Origin of the sequence: Niallia oryzisoli (assembly GCF_036670025.1) — a bacterium.
Taxonomy (GTDB): Bacteria; Bacillota; Bacilli; order Bacillales; family Cytobacillaceae; genus Bacillus_BD; species Bacillus_BD oryzisoli.
Genome location: NZ_CP137640.1, coordinates 3059052 through 3075768, shown reverse-complemented (window position 1 = coordinate 3075768; position 16717 = coordinate 3059052). Strand labels below are relative to the sequence as shown.

The following is a 16717-nucleotide window of genomic DNA, read 5'->3' as shown; positions in this document are numbered from 1 at the left end:
AAAATGTAAAATTTTCTAATATTTTATCACAATATTAATACTTTTAAAATAGGAGCAACCTTTTTTTGCAAATAGGTTGCTCCTAAACTTACATGGACTATGTTAAATAAAATTCTTCCTGTTTTTGATTTTGATGCGGCCAGTTCAATTGCTCCTTTTTAAAGGCTTTTTCGATATCCCGATAAAACTGTTCATCCTGCAATATTTGTATGGTAACATCCTTGTATACTTGATAAAACTCAACACGTCTTAGGATTTGCTCTGCTGTTGGAAACTCTCTGCCAAGAAGCCATTCGATATAGGACCGGATTTCTTGCTCCTCAAGTGATTCATTTTCCATATGTAGTAGATGTTCAGGGGGATCATCTATAATGACTGGGGTAAAATACTCGATTAATTCTTGTTTTGTCTTCTCGATTTGAATGGTTAAGATATGACTTACCTCTTTTTTATATTGCTCGATCTTATCACTGATAATCTGAAACTCCTTTTCAAATTCAGCTTTATCCTTTACAAGTATGACACGTCCATATTTTTTTGAAAGAGTTCGTGTGTACTTTGTTCGATAGTCATCTACTAGTTCCTTGACTGGTTTGGTATATATTGAGAAGTCCTCATGAAATAATGGATAGGTTGCTTTCAGTTTGTCTCCCAATCCCTTTTTCTGTATTCCTTGCAACAGTTCTCTTGGGATTTTGATTGTAGTTTGCTCTAAACGTGCTCCTTTGAATGTGATTTCTATAAATTGAATCAAGTCTCTATATTCGGAAAGCAATTGTCTTTCGATGCCGTTTGGGTTCATGAAGTTTCCCCCCTTTTTTAATGGTTTCTTATATTTTGATTTTGTTAGTAGTCAAATCTATTTATTTGATTATATTAATAATAGTCAAAAATAATACTAAAATTAATAGATTTGTTATGTTTATTGGGTGGAGCAAGGATAAGCCACAAAAAAATGTCCTTCACCATTAATGGTATGAAGGACATTTTTAAATCCTAACTCTCGACTTTTGAAGGAACAAGAATTTGACAGCCCTCTAATGTTAAAGGGTCATTCGATTGGAAGCTCAATGATCTGTTAATGACTTATTGGAAAAAAACTGAAGGATTTTTTTTAATATAAAGCCAATTATGACACCAGGAATGACAAATGACATGGGCAGCCAAACAGGACCCCATATTTTGCCGAATATAGTTAACTTTGGTGATAGAATTAAACCCACTGTAACGAAATAAGCTGAGAAAACAAAAGGAAGATATGTAAAAGGCGAAGTTTTCTCAATTGAATCCTTATAGGCATCCCACATAGCAAAGAAATAAAGACATGGATAAAACATTAACCATTGATAATTGATCGTTTCAATAGCCTTGATTGTTTCTCCATGAAAACTAAGAAGAATGGCTTGATTAAATTTGGCTAGAACATTTATTAAAAACTCGAGTCCAATAAAAAGCACACCTTTAACGAGCTTTCCATTTAAAAGCTGCGCAAATCCTGGTAATGCGATGCTCCATAAAATGCTTTCTAAAACTTTCTCTTTATCCTTATTCATAGTCACCACATTACTTCATATTTGCTAAACTTTCAGCAAATATCAGTATATTCTTTACTTCATCGTGTAGCGCTTTTTCGTTGGAATGTGAGAGGCCGTCATTCATGAATTGGGTCCCTAGATTCGCGATTTCAGCTGATTTTAGTTCTATATGATTGATTTTTCCCATAGGCCCCTCCAGAGCAATATCCCTATTGTTTTGAAAAAATTATGTATGCAGTTTTCAATAATATCCTTATTCTGCTAGTTAAATTTATACTAACCATTTAATGACTGTGATTTTAAAACAGAGCGGAAGAATTTCAAGTTAAATGCCAAAATAGTCATATGTGGAGTTAAAATGGAATCTTTACAAAGAAGGAGAGCCTAATCCTGCTCAACCTTCTTATTTTGGTTCTAACGACGATGTGTGGCAAGGTCAATGACACCCAGCACGATATGGGCTAATCCAAAGCCAAAAACGGTGTTGGCTACCATTTTATTTGATCCGCGCTTCTGTTTTAGGGCATAGCCTGTTGCAGTTACAGCTGAACCTAAAGCCGTTGGAATAAGACCTTCGCGAATATTCATAAAAACTCCCCCCACCCGAAGTTAGTTGGTGTTACTTCACCATTATTAGTGTGACCCTTAAAAACGGAACTATTCTATGTTAAGAGCAATTTAATGGTTTGTGAACAAATACTTTCATGTGAAATATTCTAATTTGGCATTAGGAAAAAATTTCTCCATAAAAGTGAAAAGCTTACTTTTCAAATCCTCTTCTTCATCTTTCTGATAAATATACTTTCCAATTCCATATTTACCCCATTTATATCTTCGTTTTTCTTCGTCTAATTCTAATTTTGTCATCGGATAGTTTTTTTCGATGACTCTTTTAGCTGGTTTTGTGAAACGATGTTGGATAAATTCGAACGTGATGTCATCGCGCGCATCCTCGGGTAATTCAGCATCTAAACGTTCAAACATATGATAATAACCTTCCTCCCATCCCTCATGGATATAAATAGGTGCAACGATAAAGCCTAATGGATAACCGGCACGTGCAACTTTACCTGCTGCTTCGATTCGTTTTGCTAATGGTGACGTTCCAGGCTCGAAATTCTTAATGACATAATCGGCATTGACGCTAAAACGAAATCTTGTTTTTCCGTTATGCTTGGCATCGAGCAAATGGTCGACATGGTGAAATTTGGTCACAAACCGCAGCTTTCCATATTCAGACTCCCCAAAATGCTCGATGGCTCTTTTTAATGTATGTGTCAAATGATCAATTCCGACAATATCAGAGGTACAGGCTGCCTCAAATCGAGTGATTTCAGGAGCACGCTCCTCTATATATTTGTCTGCGGCGTCCAGGATTTCCTCGACATTGACATAAGTCCGAATATATGGCTTGCTCCCCATTGTAGTTTGTAAATAACAATAGTGGCAATGGCCCATACAGCCGGTTGCAAACGGAATGGCATATTCAGCCGAAGGCTTAGATGTATCAAATTTCAGTGTTTTTCGGATTCCTACGACCAGTGTTGATTTGGCTACGCGGTATTTTTGCAGGTCTGTATCTCCTGGTAAATTTCTTACTTGATTATGAGAAGTAGTATAACGTATCTCAACATCCATCTTTTCGAATTTTTCCTTCAGTTCGACACCCAAGGGATATTCCAATGTTTTTGGTTCAAAATAGACAAGCTTAGGAGTAAAAGGCTTCATCATTCCACTCCCCTCTATAATCCCCAAAATAGTGCTGATAGGCCTGATTGGCTTCCTCTTCTGTTGCATAAACGGCTGTTTCATCTGTTAGAGGATAATAGGTTTCATATAGAAATAAAGCTTTTTCTCCCGGTTTCTCAGGGTTATTAACAACGGCAGCTGCCTGAACATTTGCTACATCTTGGGTATGAGGGTTTCGATAAAAAACATATACAATATCTCCAGCTTGATAGGTTTGGTTTTCGTTGGTTAAATCCATTCCATCACCTTTCTTCAATTAATTATTAACTGTTGTGGTTTACATTATTAAAATTTTGCCTTGTATTCCGATTATTATGTTTACTTGTTAATGGTAAAAAGTTAAGTTGTGACCATTTTTATCCAAATAATGAATCGTTTAAACCTCTTTATTTAACCTCATAATAACCTTGGTAAGTCAAAACATTAGGAATGGAGTTGAAAATAATGGAGGCTGGAAATTCTACAGAATCTGCATTATTGAAATACAAAGAAGGACTTGGAATGTTTACGCAAAAAATGCCTGAGTTTGCGAGTAAATTTAATGATTTTACTGAGGAATGTTTTAAGGCTGGTGCTTTGACACAAAGGGAAAAACAATTAATTGCTCTTGGTATTAGTCTTCATGCACAGGATGAGTATTGCATCATTTATCATATAAAAGGCTGTCTGGATCAAGGCTGTTCCGAGCAGGAAATACTTGAAGCTGTCGGTGTAACTGCGGCATTTGGTGGCGGGGCTTCGATGAGCCAGGGAGTAACCCTCGTTCAGGAATGTATTCGGGAATTAAATCAAATGATGCAATAGTAAGTCCTTGTTTTACTAATACAAATAGGCAGTACCTGCTGGTGATACCAAGGTACTGCTCATTCACTGCAATGTTATATTGTTTTTCCCTGGAATTTATTAAATTTCTTCATTCCGTATAGCGTTTCTTCAATCTCACTTATGTATTGATCAAATAAGTCGTTTTTTCCTGAAGAAATGAAATTTTGTTTATCGATAGAGTGGAGCAAAGCAATGATGCCTTTGAACTTAAGATCATCAAAATACAAGATTTCCGATTCTCCTATGAGTTCTCCTTTTACGATTAACCCACCTGTTTCATTCTCCATGGTGAAATAACATGTTTGCGCAGATTCCAATTCCATATTTAACCATTCCTTATTCCGTTTAATTTTTATTGGTACAGGCCAAAGCTCCATCTTATAATCTTTCATTTTCCTTTGTTATAAAGACTGTTTAAATTTATTTATTGTAACTGCTGTCCGTGGTCTGACTACTTTGTACCACTGATAACATAGTATAAAGATTATTACAATATCAATCGCGTCTCCACCGTAGTACATTAGCATTCCTCCAATTTCTGCATCAACAGTCGGAACTCCTATTGGTGGATGGGCATAAATATATTTTGATAGGATACAATGGAATGTCAATGCAATCAGAAGCACGCTAGCACGGTAGACGAAGCTGGTTCGATGTGGTGTCGGCTCTATGTAAATCATGGACAAGGTAAAGAAATAACCAGCTAGGAATACATGGACATGAATTAAAAAATGAAGAAGGCTATTATGATGCATCATCGTAAATAATTCAGTTATATAGAGGATCCATAATCCCCCTATATTGAGAATTGACACAACAATCGGGTCCATGATAAAGCGAAAGTATCTTCTTTTTAGAATAACCGAAAGACGTCTGGCTGAAGTTACTTTAAGTATTCTTAACAATAGAGTCATAGGTGCTGCTAATACGAAAAGGAGCGGTGCCAGCATCCCAAGAAGTAAATGAGTAAGCATATGGGCTTTGAAATCCCATTGAGCGAGGTTTGCTAAAGATCCGATGCATACCGATGCAACACAGAATACACCTATAATCCAAAAAAAACTGCGGTACAACGGCCATTTTTTATAGCGTCGACTTGTTACTAGTGCTCCAATGATATAGCTAACAATGATTAGTGCAAAAAACAATCCTAATAAAACCTCGAATGCTTCCCCATTTCCTTGAACTGTGTGCAAACCCTTTCCATGCTGAATGTGATTATGGATGTTCATTTGTGACTGCCTTTCCCTGCTTTTGTTTTGTACATTTAATAAGAGCAACACTTGCAATAATCATCAGAATGGAGATGATATTCCAGGTTAAGTCATACGGGAGAATGTCTACGTTATAACGAATCTGGTGTAACTTCATCAGCTTATGCTGGATGGTTCCATCGTACAACTGAAAGGCACCTCCTCCGAGCAGCACCCCTCCCCACCATCTTGCATGCCAAAAAGTATTCAATCTCTTAAGATCTGCTAACATAAATAAAGAACCGATTGTAGCAAACCAGCTAAACGCATGGAAGAAACCATCTGAAACCAAACCGATACTCGTTGTGGATTTGTCATAAAAATGGTGCCAGTGTAATAATTGATGAAATACCGCTTCATCAACAAAGGCTACTGACCCTATGCCAAAAAGAAATCCCGACCATAGATTACGAGAAGAGTACTTAGAGCTGTTATTTTGCTCAGTATTTTTTTTTACAGTTTTTTCTTCCATTCAATCAACTCCATAAAATATTACCAGTTTCACATATATTTCTTAGTGTAACCAAAATAAGGATGAACCATTAAAAGTTAATAAATTATGTATAAAAAAAGGATAGGCGCAATGGCTCATCCTTTTGAAAAAAAATATTAAGAATTTAAATCATGAAGACCTGGGCTGTGTTCATTTGGCATTTCAGGCAGTATTGGAATCGGATAACCTTGTGGAGGAGGAACAACCTGTAGATTCCCGTCATCTCTGCTTGGTGATTCACCTTGGAAAATTTGACCAATCAGAGTATCATCTAATCTGAAATTGAATTGGGCATTATGGAAGCCCATTTCTACATATTTGCGGCATTCTGGATATTTACTAATGTCGTAATTCGGTACAGGGAAAATCTTGCCCCAATTAACCCCAAGAGTTTCTAAAGCTTTTGCGAAGGCGTTTTGATGGGCATTATCACGAACAATTAAAAAAGCTAATGTTTCTCTAAAGGTTTTATTTGAACTCATTTCATAAATACGTGTTTTTTGGAGAACACCTGTCGATTCTAATACAACGTTATCTAATAAATCGGCGACTAAGTTTCCGTGGCTGTATACATAGTTTCCAGTCCATGGATTACCGCCAGCATCCACTGGCAGCGAGCTTTGTGCGCCCATAATATAATGATGAGGATTTGCGTGCTCTTTAACAGCATCTTCCAAAGGTGCAGCAGAACTTCCGCCTGTACCAACAGCTTCCTCACCAGAGCCATTCAACAGTTGATTAATGGTCGTTTGAACCAGCTCCACATGACTGATTTCTTCGAGAAAAATGCCACGGATGAGATCGCGGAACGTTTTTGCGTTACCACGGAAGTTTGAGCTTTGAAAGAAAAATTGCATCATCGTACGCATTTCTCCAAATCTGCCGCCCAATGTTTCCTGAAGCACCTTTGCGGCAGCAGGATCCGGTTTATCCGGGACAATGATATTAATTAAGTCTTCTTTGTAAAAATACAAGACAGATTACCCCCTTCTAATCAGTAAGATACCAAGATAGCTTTTCCTATCAAAATCGTCTTATCCTTGAAAATTTGATTTTGTAACTTATTGAAAAGGAAGTTTTTTATTAATTTGAAACCCAGAAGCTCTATTTTATGAGTAAAAAAGCCGATTTTTCATAAGAGAAAAATCGGCTTTTTATAAAAATATTTCGTTATTCCTCTATATTCATCATCATATCACTAGCTTTAGGGACAGATTTAATTAATCCGGTTTCCTTAAGCCAGTTGGCTGTTTCTTCCCATGACTGTTCGTCCTGAGAACCAAAGGCAGATCCTTCTTCCTCCATTTTTGGCAGCAATACTTGAAGACTTTCCTTCTCGATAGCTTCATCTAATGGGAAGTTTGCTTCATCTTGATTGTCTAATAAAATCTTTAGTGCATCATCAGGATTTTCTTTCATAAATTCATAGCCTTTTTTTGCTGCTCTCCAAAAAGCTTGAATGGCATCCTTATCTTTTTCCAGTGTTTCATCACTTGTAACAAGAACAATTTCATTATAAGCAGGAACACCATATTCAGTTGGATTAAAGGTGCGTGTTTTAAATCCATTTTGGTTTAGTAAAGGAACTTCGTGATTAATATAGGCTCCAATCACAGCATCTACATTTTCTGAAACAAGAGAGGAATTCAACTCAAATCCTACATCAACCATATCGACTTTATTAATATCACCGCCATCTTTTGTTACCATTGTTTTGAGCATTGCTTCATTTAATGGAATCCCAGGATAGCCTACTTTCTTCCCTTCTAGATCTTTCGGTGATTGAATGGAACTATCCTCGGCAAACACCACATGATTTAAAGGCGACCGTACGATGGAAGCAATTGACTTAACGGGAACATTTTCATTTGCACGGGCAATAATGACATCAGGCTGATAATATAAACCTAATGTGACTTTTCCGGCAGCTGCAAGATTTAATGGATCAGTAGGGTTTGCAGGGAATTGTATATCCACTTTTATCCCCTCTTCTTCAAAATAGCCTTTCTCCTGGGCTACATATAAATAGCTATGGACAGCATTTGGATACCAATCAAGCATAATGCTGACTTCTTTTAGCTTTTTGTTGTCTGCTCCATTCTTACTATCCTCAGAGCTTTGCGAAGCATTATTCCCGCCGCAGGCAGCTAACAATAAAACAAAGACAATACTTATAAGCATCATTACACGTTTTTTCATTCTTCTCTTCTCCATCTCAAACATATTTTTTCTAACCATGAAACCAATAAAAATAAAAGAATGCCTACGATAGAAAGTAATACAATCGGAGCGAAAACGGCAGCTCCGTTAAATTGTGTCATCATTCTCCGGCTAAAATAACCGAGACCTGCTTCTCCGCCTAGCCATTCCCCAATGGCCGCCCCAATTACACTAACCGTTACGGCCACCTTTAATCCCGAAAACATGGAAGGCAATGCAGACGGTACATCTAATTTAAAAAAGATATCCTTTTTGGAGGCTCCCATTGTCAGCAGCAGCTCCTTTATATCCTTATTAGAAGAACGAAGACCATCAAATGTACTGACAGTTAAAGGGAAAAAGGTAATTAAAAAAGTTACAAATACTTTACTCCAAATGGAATAACCAAACCAAACAACAAATATCGGTGCTAACGCGATTGTAGGAATGGTCTGAGAGGCAACGATCAACGGATAAAAGGTTTTTTCCGCAATTTTACTCATATTCATCCATACAGCAAGGCCAATACCGATAATGATTGATATAAGAAGACCAATCACCATAATTAGTAAAGTAGCTGGAAGATGTTCAAACAATAATACCGTTTTTAATTCCCATAGTTTCCATAAAATATCTGTCGGTGACGGCAGGATAAAACTTTTATTATAAATGCGTGCCCCTATCTCCCAAATAACCATCAGGACAAATACAAGCATGGTGGATGCCATATAGGATTTCATGCTGTTCATATGCTCACCTTCGTTCGTAGTTGGTCAATCAATTGTTCCTTTAACGAAACAATTTCAGGATTACTGATATCTCGAATGGTACGCGGCCGTCCTAAAGGAATGGTAACCTCTTGAATGATAGTAATCGGCTTTTGCTGCAATACAAAGATTCGGTCTGATAAAAACAGAGCTTCATCTACATCATGGGTGATAAATAAAATTGTTTTCTTCCATTTAATCCATTGCTGTATCAGCCATTCCTGCATGGATAATCTAGTAATGGCATCCAATGCACTAAATGGCTCGTCCAATAATAAAATATTAGATCCGCTTAGGATGGTTCTAAGGAAAGATACTCTCTGTCTCATTCCGCCTGATAGATTACTTGGCAATGCGTTTTCTTGGCCTTTTAAACCAAAGTCCTCGAGCAGCTCTTTTACCCGGACTTTGGCTTCTTCCTTTTTCATTCCTTTAATTTCTAATGGAAGCACCGCATTTTCCAATACGGTCCTCCAAGGCATTAACAAATCCTGCTGCGGCATATAACCGACTGTACCTAAACGATTAATACTATTTTCTCCGTTTACGAGAATGTCTCCCTCTGAAGGCTGCTCCAGTCCGGTTATTAATCTGAAGATCGTACTTTTTCCTGAACCGCTGGGACCAATAATACTGACTAATTCCCCCTCTTGGATATGTAAATCAATGCGATCCAGGATTGGATCTTGGTTTTGACGATAATTAAAGGTTACTTTATTAAATTCTAAAACTGGCTTATTCATCGCCCGGCCACATCTCTTTGTGATAAGCCATGTCCCAGAATAAATATTCAAAACGAGTGGTATTTAAAAAGATTTTTTCAAGCTGTAGAAGCTCATGATCGGGCTTTCCTGCAGCCAATTTATCTAGTAAATCAATGCTCCACTCGGCCGTCTGGCCAAATTCCTTTGAACTGTACATGGTAATCCAGTCCCCGTACAACTCATGATCGGCTGCGCCAGGAATTTCACTCAGCTCTTTTCCGATTTCCCAGTAGCTCCATGCACATGGCAGAAGTGCAGCCACTAATTCTGCCAGTGTTCCGTTCTGAGCAGAATGAAGCATGTAATGGGTATAGGCAAGTGTAACCGGAGAAGGCTCTGCATGCTCCAATTCCTCCTCAGATATTCCAAAACGGGCAGCATACTGGCGGTGAAGGGACATCTCTTCATTCATGGTCGAATGCAGCAAGGCAGAGAAAATCTTCATATCTTCTAAATCAGTCGCTTTTACTGCTCCCAAGGCAAATAGCTTTGCATAGTCAATCAAATATAAATAATCCTGAATCATGTAAAAACGGAACTTTTCTTGATCCAATGTTCCTGCTCCCATTTCCTGTACAAATGGATGAGCGTGATTTTTTCGCCAAATTGGCTGTAGCTTTTCAAGTAGAATTTCGGAAAATTTCATTTTTAAACTCCTCTAGTTATCTATTTTTTGTATGACACCATTGATATATGAACGTCAAAATGACTTTTGTATATTGTAATAGTTGTTCAATAGATATTTGTTCATTAACTGCATGTGCATGGTGAAGATGTCCAGGACCATAAATGGCAGCGGGAATTCCTGCATCGCCAAACCAGCCGCCATCAGTAACAGTTGGCGAAACATCGACAACTGCAGCTTCTTTTGTCACCCCTTCATGAGCATTCATTAAGGTTTTGACAGCTGGATGATTGGCATCCACTTCTAAAGAAGGAAAGATTTCACCGCGGTCCTCAATCATGGATGTTCCACCCCATTCAAATATCGGCGGGTTTTCCCTTAACCATGGATCAGCCATGGCAACGGCTTGAATATGGTCCTCAATTTCTTTTGAAACTGATTCATACGTTTCATTCGGATAAAAGTGAACCGTAATCCATAAACGGCATTCATCTGCAATAAATGCTGCGTGCCTTCCCCCTTCGATCACTGCAGGATTAATGGTATTCGTACCTGGCTGACATCCAGGATAACTTTTCATCACTGCCCAATGTCTTTCAAGTTCTTGCAGTCCTTGAATAATTTTCATCATTTTTTCAATAGCGCTCGCACCAAACAGCTTTCCGCCAGCATGGGTCATGTCTTTTCTTGTTCCGTCATGGAACGTTTTTTTACTTTTAATCGTAATCCAGCCAGTAATAACCCCGCCTTGACCTTGTATATGTAAATCACTAGTATCAACTACAACGGCAAAATCGGCCTTATATCCTCTTTTACAGCATTCCAAAGTACCTGCCTCTCCAACTTCTTCGCCAATCACAGATTGAAAAGTAAGGTCTCCTGGAAGCTGAATACCTGCTTCATGCAGCAGTTGAATGGAAAATAAAGCTCCTGCAAGACCGCCTTTCATATCAGCAGCCCCTCTGCCAATAACAGCTCCATCCCGAATGACCGGTGAAAAAGGATCTGTTATCCACTCTTCGTCTTCATTGATTTCAGCCGCATCCATATGGCCGTTAATAATCAAGCTTTTATAATGCTCTGAATCGGTACCTTTTAACACTCCAACTACATTTGGATCCCCTGGGTATACGTCCCATTGATCGATTTCAAAGCCTTTTTCTTTTAAATATGAGGCGACAAATTGCTGGGCCTCTTCTGTATTTCGAGCAGGTGGTGCAGGCGTTTTATAACGAATCAAACGCTCTAACAATTGAATAAGCTCTTCCTTGCGGTCTTCAACCTGGTTTAACAATTCCTGTAAGCTTTTATCCATGGCATAACCATCCTCCTGGTGACAATAAAAAAACCACTTCTCAAGTGAAAGAAGTGGTTTATCTCGATTACATATTATTTCATATACATAACAGTATTACGAAAATGATGTACCACTTTCCTTCGCTAGCATTACCTAGTGCAGGTTCAAGGGTTAAGGCCAATACCTCTCTCAGCTTTTAAAGCACCCCTAGTGTTACTTTTCTTATAAAATTGTATATTCATATAGTTACATAATTCAAACAGTAATTCAATAGCTATTATTGAAGTTTTTATACTTTTTGGTATATTGGATGGAAGAAAGAATGTATTTTTTGAAAAATATAATAGAAACAACAGCTTAATTAATTAAATAGATTTATATCAATAAACTTCAATCAGTTAGTAAGGCAGGTTTACATTTATGTTAAGTAATCAAAGAATTGTTATTATTGGCGGGGGAATTTCTGGGAAGTTAGCCGCGCGTGTTTTATCTGATTTTTTTAAAGAAGTAGTGATTTTAGAAAGAGACAATGAATCAATAGGACCTTCTCCAAGAAAAGGTGCAAGGCAAGGTGAACATTTACATGCTCTCCTTCATGCTGGTCAATATGGACTAGAAGAATTATTTCCAGGAATCACCGAAAACTTCTATGCAAGCGGTGCAGTAAAGATTAATTCAACGAAAGATCTCGCTTGGTTTCATCATGGGGTTTGGAAGCTTCGGTATGATGGCGGATATACAACAACACTGCAAACACGCCCACATTTGGAATGGCATATAGAAAAGTATATTAACAAGATTCCAAATATATCGGTTCATTACAATCAAACCGTAAAGAATTTGTTGTATGATGTGGATGAAAATCGTGTATTTGGTGTTGGTACAAGATTCTGATCATGTGATAAAAACCTTAGAGGCAGATTTAATAATAGATGCAAGTGGTGTCGGGAGTATTTCAACAAGTTGGTTAAAAAAATTAGGAGTACATATTCCTAGTGAAGAAGTAGATATTGGCTTAAGTTATGTAAGTAAATTTTTTCGACTCCCAGAAAATACAAATAGGGACTGGAAGATTAAATTAGTTTATCCTAATCCCCCTTTTGAAAAAGTAGGCGGCACGATCTCTATGGTTGAAGGTGATCGGTATATGGTTACGTTGATCGGATATCAGGAAGCCATTAATGAAAAAGAGGCATTAAAGATTGAGACTGGTTTCCTAGAACTAGCAAAAAGACTTCCAAAATTAGATATTTATAACGAAATTTTAAATGGAACCCCTATATCAGAAACATCTATTTTTCGTGTGCCTAAAATCATATGGAAAAGATTTGATAAAGTAAATCAATTACCAAATGGACTCCTAGTAATCGGTGATACAGTCTGTAGAATAGATCCTGTTTTTGGGCAAGGAATGAGTATTGCGGTTTTAGAAGCACTCGCATTGCAAAAGATATTTAGCAATGGTAATGATCCACTGCAAGAAAGAATCACTCGTTTCCATAAAAATGTTTCCCAAATCATTGCTCCTATTTGGAACATGGTGATTACTGAAGATTTCCGTTACCCAGGTATATCCGGCAACAAGCCCTTTGGCCTTTCAATCCAGCAATGGTATGCAAAAAAAATCTTTCTTTTATCATCACAAAATCAAGATATTTACGATTCATTTATAAAGGTCATGAATTTGATTAAACCAATAACCTTTTTGATGAGACCTAGAATATTGAGAAAAGCATTCGGACGGGTTTTAAACAAAAAATAAGAATATAAGGTGTTGGGCACCACAAAAAGACAAAATACGCGAACTGTCAATTTGTGGTGCCCAACTTCTTTATTTCGAAGTTGTTTAAAAATAATTTCGTCCGTCCTATGCATTAACCTCCCATTGTGGGTTCCAAACCACTTCCCAAAGATGACCATCGGGGTCTTGAAAATGGCCGGAATATCCTCCCCAAAAGGTATCGTGCGCCGGATCCGTTATAATGGCACCTGCCTTTTTTGCTTGTTCCATAACTATATCTACTTCCTCCCTGCTTCCTACATTATGACCAAGCGTAAATTCTGTAGAATTTGTTTGAGCTAGGTTGACTTTCGCTTCATAAGCGATATCCTTTCGATTCCATATAGCCAGCTTAAGTCCTGCCTGTAAATCAAAAAAAGCAACGGCACCATGTTCAAATTCTTTACCGACAATTCCTTCTGTTGGGAGACCGAGTCCGTCACGATAAAAGGTCAGCGATCTTTCCAAGTTGTCTACACCTAATGTGATAACAGTAATTCGTGGTTTCATTAGCTTACCTCCAGTTTCGATTTGACTAGTTATATCCTATCACAATATTGTACATGTCATTTAGTGAACAATATAAGGCCATGAAAAAGTGGAGGCTTCTGTGTGTATAAGGAATGTGGAATAAGGCAAATTAATAATAGAATTTTGGAGGTTATTTTAGGAGGAATTTATATGAAGCACCTATGGGCCTTATTAATTAAACTTGCTGCGGTTGGAACGGTTGTCCTTTCCATCTATGGAATATTCAATGCTGATTTATTTACACTTGTTATGATGTCATTGGTTATTACTTTGGTTTCTTATGTTATAGGTGATATGTTCATCCTTCGCAGAATGGGAAATTTTGCGGCCTCTCTTGGTGATTTTGTTCTTTCGTTTGGGCTATTATGGGTGATGAGTTTTCTGTTTATTGATGCAAATGTCAATCGTTTATCCGCATCTTTAATCTCTGCTTTTTCAATTGCCGTTATTGAAGCCATTTTTCATATGTATGTCAAAAAGCATATTTTTTCCGATTCAGCCGACAGTTATATCCCTAGCGTTACACGACGGGACCGTTTTGCAACGGAGTTTTCTGAAGAGCTTGATGTTAGAAACGAGAACCAAAATAAGAATGATCAATAAAATAATGGTTCAAAATAGGAAGCAGATAAGTAGAAATACGCTGCTTCCTATTTTAATGCATCAAGGGGAATAGGGTTTCCTATTTCAATTGGGAAAATTAGTGTTTTTCCTTGTATTTGTTCGTAGCTGGTGACATATTCTCCTTTCATTTTTTTGACTTCTGCTGTTTTAAATTCCTCCGTTTCCAACAGGTTTGTTTGTTCGTCTAGCGGTTTTTGGATGTCCAAGCCTTCTTTTTTAACCACAATAAGCTCCGTCATGTTATTCAGGGTGCGGTCAAACCAATAATTGAGACCAATCATACTGATAAACAATAGAATTCCAATGATTCTGATGACTTTCTTTGTATGCTTTTTCATTAAATCATTCCCCCTGTTTACTTCGACTTTTTACCAGACTTTACAAACGATTTGCCATTTGTTCTTTCATAAATATCGTATAATCCATGTTTATATGCCGAAAAATAGCTTCCATGTTTTCAATCCACACATTTAATTGGTTGATTGAATAATGTAGAAGGAATAAAGATGGTTTTTATTTTTATCATTTAAATCATACCCGGGTATTACCTAAGGGGGAGTTCAGGATGGTTCTGTTATTTGTTGCCGTCTTTCTTTGGGGATTAATATTTGTTTCGATATTCCTAGCGTTTTGGGGTCTCTTTAAGAAATCATGGAAAGCATTTGTTTGGAGCGGAGTCGCTTTTGTTATACCGTCAATCATCTTAGCAACACAAAAGGGGTTATTTAGTTTATTTATCCTCCTTCCAATGAGTGCATTAGGTGCAGCATATCTTACGTATATAGGACAAAAAAGTTAAGGGTTTGGTTCCGTCATTTTGATAAATATAATAAAGAAAACGACCAAATCCGATAAGAATTGGTCGTTTTAATCTTTTCTTAGTCTTCTTTCATCTGTAACTTTTCCAATGCTTGACCGGCATATTCTCTTGCCTGTTCTACAGTATCAGCAGTAGATAAGGCAACAGCAATTCTGCGGCCGACTTTTGTGACTGGTTTTGCAAATACTCGAACCTGTGTGTTTGGTACTGCTAATGCTTCTTCTAAACCAGTTACCATGTATTCAGACGCTTCTACTTTTGCCTTTAATGGTCTGCTTGCACCAGGTGACAGCTGAGTAATTTCAGGAATTGGAAATCCTAAAATCGCACGGACATGAAGTGCAAACTCAGAAAGGTTTTGTGTGACAAGCGTAACCAAGCCGGTGTCATGAGGGCGCGGTGATACTTCACTGAAGTAAACCTTATCTTCAGCAAGGAATAGTTCCACACCAAAAATTCCGAAACCGCCAAGTTCATCGGTAATAGCCTTGGCAATTTTTTTGGCATCTTCGATTTGCTCTTCTGTCATGTTATGCGGCTGCCATGATTCAATATAGTCGCCGTCCTTCTGAATATGGCCGATTGGTGCGCAGAACATGGTTCCATTCACGGCGCGAACAGTTAGAAGGGTAATTTCTGAATCGAAGCGGATAAATTCTTCAATAATCACTCGTCCGTTTTGAACACGGCCCCCTTCCATGGCAATGTTCCAGCATTCCTCTAATTGTTCTTCTGACCGGCAAACGCTTTGACCTTTCCCAGAAGAGCTCATAATTGGTTTAATGACACAAGGGAAACCAATCTCTTTGGCACCTGATACAAATTCTTCATATGTATCTGCAAATTGATAGTTAGCCGTCGGCAGTTTTAGTGTTTCAGACGCTAGTCTGCGGATTCCTTCACGGTCCATCGTCAATTTCGCTGCACGTGCAGTAGGAATGACTCTGAAGCCTTCCTCCTCAAGCTTAACAAGCTCGGAAGTAGCAATGGCTTCAATTTCAGGAACGATCAAATCGGGTTGTTCTTTTTCAACAACCTCTCTTACTTTCTCTGGATCAAGCATATCAATACAATAGCTTCTATGTGCGACCTGCATAGCAGGTGCATGCTCATAGCGGTCAACTGCGATAGTTTCCATGCCGAGGCGTTGGGCTTCAATGATGACTTCTTTACCTAGTTCACCTGAACCCAGTAATAAAACTTTTTTCGTTTGGTACATGATGGGCACTCTCCTGATTTTTTAATTATTGATTCTTTATTGTATACCATCTATACATTTTACCGCGAAATATTCTAATTTTCGACAATTATTTGTCGGTTTAACTGCTTAAATATTGTAAAAATTATCTTCGTACCATGTGAAAAAGAAGCAAGAGAACCGTCCCTCTGATACATTTGCCGTTTCCCGATGGACAATCATTTAATATATATAATGTATCTTTAGATAGAAAAGAG

At 37.7% G+C, this 16717-nt stretch carries 22 protein-coding genes and 1 riboswitch; of the genes, 5 read left to right on the top strand and 17 right to left on the bottom strand.

What is annotated here, in order from left to right; all coding sequences use genetic code 11:
* Positions 1–97: 97 nt before the first annotated feature.
* The 5 genes from R4Z09_RS15355 to R4Z09_RS15335 form a co-directional block, all read right to left on the bottom strand.
* On the bottom strand, positions 98–802 hold the full coding sequence (locus tag R4Z09_RS15355) for a hypothetical protein (RefSeq protein ID WP_338453121.1): 705 nt from the start codon (positions 800–802) through the stop codon (positions 98–100).
* A 265-nt stretch (positions 803–1067) separates the two neighbouring features.
* The gene (locus tag R4Z09_RS15350) at positions 1068–1553 is read right to left on the bottom strand and encodes a hypothetical protein (RefSeq protein ID WP_338453120.1); all 486 of its coding nucleotides are present in this window, start codon (positions 1551–1553) and stop codon (positions 1068–1070) included.
* Positions 1554–1949: 396 nt separating this feature from the next.
* Positions 1950–2123 (bottom strand): asparagine synthase, encoded by a 174-nt coding sequence (locus tag R4Z09_RS15345; protein ID WP_338453119.1) that lies wholly within the window; start codon positions 2121–2123, stop codon positions 1950–1952.
* Positions 2124–2237: 114 nt separating this feature from the next.
* Positions 2238–3266 (bottom strand): spore photoproduct lyase, encoded by a 1029-nt coding sequence (gene splB, locus R4Z09_RS15340; RefSeq protein WP_338453118.1) that lies wholly within the window; start codon positions 3264–3266, stop codon positions 2238–2240.
* The gene (locus R4Z09_RS15335; protein WP_338453117.1) at positions 3244–3522 is read right to left on the bottom strand and encodes a transcriptional regulator SplA domain-containing protein; all 279 of its coding nucleotides are present in this window, start codon (positions 3520–3522) and stop codon (positions 3244–3246) included. The genes splB and R4Z09_RS15335 overlap by 23 nt, the downstream gene beginning before the upstream one ends.
* 206 nt (positions 3523–3728) lie before the next feature.
* Between R4Z09_RS15335 and R4Z09_RS15330 the strand changes: the two genes are divergently transcribed.
* Positions 3729–4088, top strand: a complete 360-nt coding sequence (locus R4Z09_RS15330; protein ID WP_338453116.1) for a carboxymuconolactone decarboxylase family protein — start codon at positions 3729–3731, stop codon at positions 4086–4088.
* 74 nt (positions 4089–4162) lie between these two features.
* Here the strand turns inward: R4Z09_RS15330 and R4Z09_RS15325 are convergent, their stop codons facing one another.
* The 9 genes from R4Z09_RS15325 to R4Z09_RS15285 form a co-directional block, all read right to left on the bottom strand.
* Positions 4163–4501, bottom strand: coding sequence for a hypothetical protein (locus R4Z09_RS15325; RefSeq protein WP_338453115.1), 339 nt, complete (start codon positions 4499–4501; stop codon positions 4163–4165).
* Positions 4502–4510: 9 nt separating this feature from the next.
* Complete coding sequence (locus R4Z09_RS15320; protein WP_338453114.1) at positions 4511–5341, bottom strand: cytochrome c oxidase assembly protein; 831 nt, start codon at positions 5339–5341, stop codon at positions 4511–4513.
* Positions 5328–5834 (bottom strand): DUF2243 domain-containing protein, encoded by a 507-nt coding sequence (locus R4Z09_RS15315; RefSeq protein ID WP_338453113.1) that lies wholly within the window; start codon positions 5832–5834, stop codon positions 5328–5330. The genes R4Z09_RS15320 and R4Z09_RS15315 overlap by 14 nt, the downstream gene beginning before the upstream one ends.
* 137 nt (positions 5835–5971) lie before the next feature.
* Entirely contained in the window at positions 5972–6829 is an 858-nt protein-coding gene (locus R4Z09_RS15310; protein WP_338453112.1) for a manganese catalase family protein, read from the bottom strand.
* A gap of 196 nt (positions 6830–7025) precedes the next feature.
* Positions 7026–8054, bottom strand: a complete 1029-nt coding sequence (locus R4Z09_RS15305; RefSeq protein WP_338453111.1) for an ABC transporter substrate-binding protein — start codon at positions 8052–8054, stop codon at positions 7026–7028.
* Positions 8051–8794, bottom strand: a complete 744-nt coding sequence (locus tag R4Z09_RS15300) for an ABC transporter permease (RefSeq protein WP_338453284.1) — start codon at positions 8792–8794, stop codon at positions 8051–8053. The genes R4Z09_RS15305 and R4Z09_RS15300 overlap by 4 nt, the downstream gene beginning before the upstream one ends.
* Before the next feature lie 5 nt (positions 8795–8799).
* Positions 8800–9564, bottom strand: a complete 765-nt coding sequence (locus R4Z09_RS15295; RefSeq protein ID WP_338453110.1) for an ABC transporter ATP-binding protein — start codon at positions 9562–9564, stop codon at positions 8800–8802.
* Entirely contained in the window at positions 9557–10231 is a 675-nt protein-coding gene (gene tenA / locus R4Z09_RS15290; RefSeq protein ID WP_338453109.1) for a thiaminase II, read from the bottom strand. The genes R4Z09_RS15295 and tenA overlap by 8 nt, the downstream gene beginning before the upstream one ends.
* 16 nt (positions 10232–10247) lie before the next feature.
* Positions 10248–11525 carry an acetylornithine deacetylase gene (locus R4Z09_RS15285; protein WP_338453108.1) on the bottom strand — a complete coding sequence of 426 codons (1278 nt, stop codon included), beginning with the start codon at positions 11523–11525 and terminating at the stop codon, positions 10248–10250.
* A gap of 100 nt (positions 11526–11625) precedes the next feature.
* Positions 11626–11726, bottom strand: a riboswitch (TPP riboswitch).
* 201 nt (positions 11727–11927) lie between these two features.
* On the opposite strand from R4Z09_RS15285, the gene R4Z09_RS15280 reads away from it, so the two are divergent.
* Both R4Z09_RS15280 and R4Z09_RS15275 read left to right on the top strand, forming a co-directional pair.
* A complete protein-coding gene (locus R4Z09_RS15280) occupies positions 11928–12401 on the top strand; it encodes a hypothetical protein (RefSeq protein WP_338453107.1) in 474 nt (157 codons plus the stop codon).
* A complete protein-coding gene (locus R4Z09_RS15275) occupies positions 12373–13269 on the top strand; it encodes an NAD(P)/FAD-dependent oxidoreductase (RefSeq protein WP_338453106.1) in 897 nt (298 codons plus the stop codon). The genes R4Z09_RS15280 and R4Z09_RS15275 overlap by 29 nt, the downstream gene beginning before the upstream one ends.
* Before the next feature lie 105 nt (positions 13270–13374).
* Here R4Z09_RS15275 and R4Z09_RS15270 read toward each other — a convergent pair whose 3' ends face one another.
* Entirely contained in the window at positions 13375–13797 is a 423-nt protein-coding gene (locus R4Z09_RS15270; protein ID WP_338453105.1) for a VOC family protein, read from the bottom strand.
* 171 nt (positions 13798–13968) lie between these two features.
* Between R4Z09_RS15270 and R4Z09_RS15265 the strand changes: the two genes are divergently transcribed.
* Positions 13969–14421 (top strand): YndM family protein, encoded by a 453-nt coding sequence (locus R4Z09_RS15265; RefSeq protein ID WP_338453104.1) that lies wholly within the window; start codon positions 13969–13971, stop codon positions 14419–14421.
* A 47-nt stretch (positions 14422–14468) separates the two neighbouring features.
* Here R4Z09_RS15265 and R4Z09_RS15260 read toward each other — a convergent pair whose 3' ends face one another.
* Complete coding sequence (locus tag R4Z09_RS15260; RefSeq protein WP_338453103.1) at positions 14469–14780, bottom strand: hypothetical protein; 312 nt, start codon at positions 14778–14780, stop codon at positions 14469–14471.
* Positions 14781–15007: 227 nt separating this feature from the next.
* Between R4Z09_RS15260 and R4Z09_RS15255 the strand changes: the two genes are divergently transcribed.
* Positions 15008–15241, top strand: a complete 234-nt coding sequence (locus R4Z09_RS15255; RefSeq protein WP_338453102.1) for a hypothetical protein — start codon at positions 15008–15010, stop codon at positions 15239–15241.
* A gap of 79 nt (positions 15242–15320) precedes the next feature.
* Here the strand turns inward: R4Z09_RS15255 and purT are convergent, their stop codons facing one another.
* Positions 15321–16481 (bottom strand): phosphoribosylglycinamide formyltransferase 2, encoded by a 1161-nt coding sequence (purT, locus tag R4Z09_RS15250; RefSeq protein WP_338453101.1) that lies wholly within the window; start codon positions 16479–16481, stop codon positions 15321–15323.
* Positions 16482–16717: the final 236 nt, after the last annotated feature.

What these genes read in the sequence shown, in the direction of transcription:
- R4Z09_RS15355 (WP_338453121.1), bottom strand. Translation starts at nt 802, where the DNA reads ATGAACCCAAACGGCATCGAAAGACAATTGCTTTCCGAATATAGAGAC.
- R4Z09_RS15350 (WP_338453120.1), bottom strand. Translation starts at nt 1,553, where the DNA reads ATGAATAAGGATAAAGAGAAAGTTTTAGAAAGCATTTTATGGAGCATC.
- R4Z09_RS15345 (WP_338453119.1), bottom strand. Translation starts at nt 2,123, where the DNA reads ATGAATATTCGCGAAGGTCTTATTCCAACGGCTTTAGGTTCAGCTGTA.
- splB (WP_338453118.1), bottom strand. Translation starts at nt 3,266, where the DNA reads ATGATGAAGCCTTTTACTCCTAAGCTTGTCTATTTTGAACCAAAAACA.
- R4Z09_RS15335 (WP_338453117.1), bottom strand. Translation starts at nt 3,522, where the DNA reads ATGGATTTAACCAACGAAAACCAAACCTATCAAGCTGGAGATATTGTA.
- R4Z09_RS15330 (WP_338453116.1), top strand. Translation starts at nt 3,729, where the DNA reads ATGGAGGCTGGAAATTCTACAGAATCTGCATTATTGAAATACAAAGAA.
- R4Z09_RS15325 (WP_338453115.1), bottom strand. Translation starts at nt 4,501, where the DNA reads ATGAAAGATTATAAGATGGAGCTTTGGCCTGTACCAATAAAAATTAAA.
- R4Z09_RS15320 (WP_338453114.1), bottom strand. Translation starts at nt 5,341, where the DNA reads ATGAACATCCATAATCACATTCAGCATGGAAAGGGTTTGCACACAGTT.
- R4Z09_RS15315 (WP_338453113.1), bottom strand. Translation starts at nt 5,834, where the DNA reads ATGGAAGAAAAAACTGTAAAAAAAAATACTGAGCAAAATAACAGCTCT.
- R4Z09_RS15305 (WP_338453111.1), bottom strand. Translation starts at nt 8,054, where the DNA reads ATGAAAAAACGTGTAATGATGCTTATAAGTATTGTCTTTGTTTTATTG.
- R4Z09_RS15300 (WP_338453284.1), bottom strand. Translation starts at nt 8,794, where the DNA reads ATGAAATCCTATATGGCATCCACCATGCTTGTATTTGTCCTGATGGTT.
- R4Z09_RS15295 (WP_338453110.1), bottom strand. Translation starts at nt 9,564, where the DNA reads ATGAATAAGCCAGTTTTAGAATTTAATAAAGTAACCTTTAATTATCGT.
- tenA (WP_338453109.1), bottom strand. Translation starts at nt 10,231, where the DNA reads ATGAAATTTTCCGAAATTCTACTTGAAAAGCTACAGCCAATTTGGCGA.
- R4Z09_RS15285 (WP_338453108.1), bottom strand. Translation starts at nt 11,525, where the DNA reads ATGGATAAAAGCTTACAGGAATTGTTAAACCAGGTTGAAGACCGCAAG.
- R4Z09_RS15280 (WP_338453107.1), top strand. Translation starts at nt 11,928, where the DNA reads ATGTTAAGTAATCAAAGAATTGTTATTATTGGCGGGGGAATTTCTGGG.
- R4Z09_RS15270 (WP_338453105.1), bottom strand. Translation starts at nt 13,797, where the DNA reads ATGAAACCACGAATTACTGTTATCACATTAGGTGTAGACAACTTGGAA.
- R4Z09_RS15265 (WP_338453104.1), top strand. Translation starts at nt 13,969, where the DNA reads ATGAAGCACCTATGGGCCTTATTAATTAAACTTGCTGCGGTTGGAACG.
- R4Z09_RS15260 (WP_338453103.1), bottom strand. Translation starts at nt 14,780, where the DNA reads ATGAAAAAGCATACAAAGAAAGTCATCAGAATCATTGGAATTCTATTG.
- R4Z09_RS15255 (WP_338453102.1), top strand. Translation starts at nt 15,008, where the DNA reads ATGGTTCTGTTATTTGTTGCCGTCTTTCTTTGGGGATTAATATTTGTT.
- purT (WP_338453101.1), bottom strand. Translation starts at nt 16,481, where the DNA reads ATGTACCAAACGAAAAAAGTTTTATTACTGGGTTCAGGTGAACTAGGT.